The organism is Kistimonas scapharcae, from assembly GCF_039540975.1.
In the GTDB taxonomy this organism is placed as follows: Bacteria; Pseudomonadota; Gammaproteobacteria; order Pseudomonadales; family Endozoicomonadaceae; genus Kistimonas; species Kistimonas scapharcae.
Window position 1 is genome coordinate 1 of sequence record NZ_BAABFL010000310.1, and the last position, 4,042, is coordinate 4,042.

A 4,042-nucleotide genomic window follows, 5' to 3' on the forward strand; every position below is an offset into this window, starting at 1 on the left:
TTTTGTGCAAAAACTGTACTCTGTTGCCAAAAGTACGGCCAGCTTGCTCACATTCCCAAGGTTAAGCGGGATTTAAGGAATAGCGTTGTCCTGTCGACATCAAGTCATGATAAAGTATGATACGCCGCATATAATCTCATCCTTTTAACCTCCGACAGGCAGTTTTATCCCCGCTATGGAGAAGACCTACAACCCCCACGCCATTGAGCGTTCCTGGTATCAGACTTGGGAAGACAACGGTTACTTCGCCCCCGCTGGCGAAGGTCAGCCCTACACCATCATGATTCCCCCGCCCAATGTGACCGGCAGCCTGCATATGGGCCACGCCTTCCAGGACTCCATTATGGATGCCCTGATCCGCTACCATCGCATGAAGGGCAACAACACCCTCTGGCAGGTAGGCACAGACCATGCCGGCATTGCCACCCAGATGCTGGTCGAGCGCAAGCTGGCCGCCGAAACCGGCCAGAGCCGCCACGACCTGGGCCGTGAGCCGTTCCTGGATAAAGTCTGGGAATGGAAAAATGAATCTGGCGGTACCATTACCCGCCAACTGCGTCGCCTTGGCGCTTCGGTCGATTGGGAAACCGAGCGCTTCACCATGGACGACGGTTTCTACAAGGCGGTACAGGAAGTCTTCATTCGACTGCATGAAGATGGTCTGATCTATCGCGGCAAGCGACTGGTTAACTGGGATCCGAAACTGCATACCGCGATCTCTGACCTTGAAGTCGAAAACAAAGACGTCAAAGGTCATATGTGGCACCTGCGCTATCCGCTGGCGGATGGCGAAACCACCAGCGAAGGTAACGACTACATTGTTGTCGCAACCACCCGTCCGGAAACCATGCTGGGTGATACCGGCGTTGCCGTTAACCCGGAAGACCCCCGCTACAAGATGCTGATCGGCAAGGAGATCATCCTGCCGCTGGTCAACCGTCGTATTCCGATCGTGGGTGATGAACACGCCGACATGGAAAAAGGCACCGGCTGCGTGAAAATCACGCCTGCCCACGACTTCAACGACTACGAAGTCGGCAAGCGCTGCAACCTGCCCATGATCAACGTGATGACGCTCAACGGCGACATCAGTGATCAGGCCGACGCCTTCAACATGGACGGCACACCAAACGACAGCATCGACACATTCATCCCTGAAGCCTATCGGGGTATGGAGCGTTTTTCAGCCCGCAAGCAGATTCTGGCTGACCTGGACGCTGCCGGTTTGCTGGACGACATCAAGGACCATGAACTGACCGTTCCCTATGGCGACCGTTCCGGCGTCATCATTGAACCGCTGCTGACTGACCAGTGGTTTGTCCGCGCCAAGCCGCTGGCAGAACCTGCGATCAAGGCCGTTGAAGACGGTGAAATTCAGTTCGTTCCCAAGCAGTACGAAAACATGTACTACGCCTGGATGCGTGACATTCAGGACTGGTGTATCTCCCGTCAGCTCTGGTGGGGTCACCGCATTCCTGCCTGGTATGACGAGCAGGGCAATGTCTATGTCGGCCATAATGAAGCCGAGATTCGCGACAGGCATCAGCTGTCAGCTGATATCACCCTGCGCCAGGACGAAGACGTTCTCGATACCTGGTTCTCTTCCGCGCTCTGGACCTTCGGCACCCTCGGCTGGCCCGAAGCCACAGACCGTCTGAAGACCTTCCACCCGACAGACGTTCTGGTCACCGGCTTTGACATCATCTTCTTCTGGGTTGCCCGGATGATCATGATGACCCTGCACTTCATGAAAGATGAAGACGGCAAGTCCCAGGTACCGTTCAAATACGTTTACGTCCACGGTCTGGTCCGTGACCAGGAAGGCCAGAAAATGTCCAAGTCCAAGGGTAACGTACTCGACCCGCTGGACCTGATTGACGGCATTGAGCTGGAAACCCTGGTTGAAAAGCGCACGGGCAATATGATGCAGCCTCAGCTGGCCGCCAAAATTGAGAAACAGACCCGCAAGCATTTCCCGGAAGGTATCGCTGCCTTCGGAACCGATGCCCTGCGCTACACCTTCTATTCCCTTGCTTCCACCGGACGTGACATCAAGTTCGACATGGGCCGGATCGAAGGTTACCGGAACTTCTGCAACAAGATCTGGAACGCTACCCGGTATGTTCTGATGAATACCGAGGGTGAAGACTGTGGCCAGAAGGGTGGCGAGGTGGAATTGAGCCTGGCGGATCGCTGGATCATCTCCCGTCTGCAGCAAACGGAAAAGACCGTTGCCGAAGCGGTTGAGTCATTCCGTCTGGATCACGCGTCCCAGGCATTGTATGAATTTGTCTGGAACGAATACTGCGACTGGTACCTGGAGCTGTCCAAGCCGGTCCTGTGGGATGACACCGCCTCTGACGCACGCAAGCGCGGCACCCGTCACACACTGGTGCGGGTGCTGGAAACCATTCTCCGCATGGCGCACCCCTTCATGCCTTACATCACGGAAGAAATTTGGCAGAAAGTGAAAGCATTAGCGGGTCAGGAAGGCGACACCATCATGTTGCAGGCATTCCCTGCCCCCGATGACGCCATGATTGATTCCCAGGCTGACCGGGATATTGAATGGCTCAAGGGTGTGATTGACGGCATCCGCAATATCCGTGGCGAAATGAACATCGCACCGGGTAAAACACTGGATGTTCTGCTGAGAAACTGTACAGGGGAAGACAAGGCACGGTTGGCAGAAAACCATTCTTACCTCAAGAAACTGGCCAAGCTCAGCGATATTCGTGCGCTCGACGCATCAGAAACCGCTCCCATGTCCGCGACCCAGCTGGTCGGAACCATGGAAGTGCTGGTGCCTATGGCTGACCTGATTGACAAGGAAGCAGAGTTGGCGCGTCTGACCAAGGAAGTGGATCGCTTGCAGAAAGAAGCCACACGATTGGCCGGCAAACTGGGCAATGAAAAATTTGTCAGTAAGGCGCCTGCCGATGTGGTGGAAAAGGAAAAGGCCAAACTGGCAGAAGCGGAATCAGCCAAGGCGAAGCTGGAAGAGCAAATGGAAACGATCAGACAGCTTTAAAGCCCACCTGTTAAGATGTGCATCAAGTAAGCTATTGATGCACATTCACATTTACGAGAAGCAGCCATTGTGACAGCAATCGAACATTATTGTTGTCGCAATGGTAAAAATTTTCATCAAACAACAAGCATAAAGACAACGACAATATAAATATCACCCTGCAAATTGCCCAACTTTTGAATTCATTAACAAACAGAAAAACAAACAAAGAACATCTACAGACATCATTAAAAACTATAATTTCAATGGAGAACTGCACACGATGAGTGCGCCATCACAATTCACTTCACGGCAAACATAAATCGAAATACACTTTCATTCCCCACCTAACAGTGATCGCCTTTTGAATCACCACCAGATCAGCCTCCTGTTCAACACCTGATATTGATTCTGACGAATCATACCTCCACAAATCCAATCACCGACACCAACACATGCAAAACATGCAAATCGTCACTGGTCGACAAATAATTAGAGTTGCCATAGCCAACACAGTCACGCGCATAAGCACATGACCAACATCATTTTTTTGGAACAATTCATGTTTGCTAGCAAGGATCGTTGAGGCGCAGGTTTAAATATCACTTTCTGGCAGCATGCTTGAAGCCATAAAATAGAATCTCATATTACTGCTTATACATATGTAATAGAATATAACCAATGCTTCAGATAACGTCGACCTCTCCAGTGATCAATAGGCTCTTCAACGACTTAGATAAATCCATTTGCGACTTTATGCCCAAGACATGGATCTGCTTCCATTTCGAACACTGCATAATTGATCAGAATACGTTCTAACACTACCCCTTACTCGCATTACTCCATACAACAAGATTTAGGATGGTTGATACTACCTTTGCATTCCTCAAATAACACTTACTTCTGCTGCCATTTTTTGTATTCCCAGAAATACCCGTACAATCTGTACACTGATCTGGCAAGAGTTTTCCGGACACTTTTTTACGCTGCCTTGGCAAGTTCCTGTTCATACTTGAAAGGTGCCAAGTAGCC

General features: G+C 51.2%; 1 protein-coding gene. It reads left to right on the plus strand.

Features of this window, described 5'->3' with window-relative positions; all coding sequences use genetic code 11:
• Positions 1 to 175: 175 nt before the first annotated feature.
• On the plus strand, positions 176 to 3,031 hold the full coding sequence (locus tag ABD892_RS11435) for a valine--tRNA ligase (protein ID WP_345195797.1): 2,856 nt from the start codon (positions 176 to 178) through the stop codon (positions 3,029 to 3,031).
• The last annotated feature ends 1,011 nt before the right edge of the window (positions 3,032 to 4,042 follow it).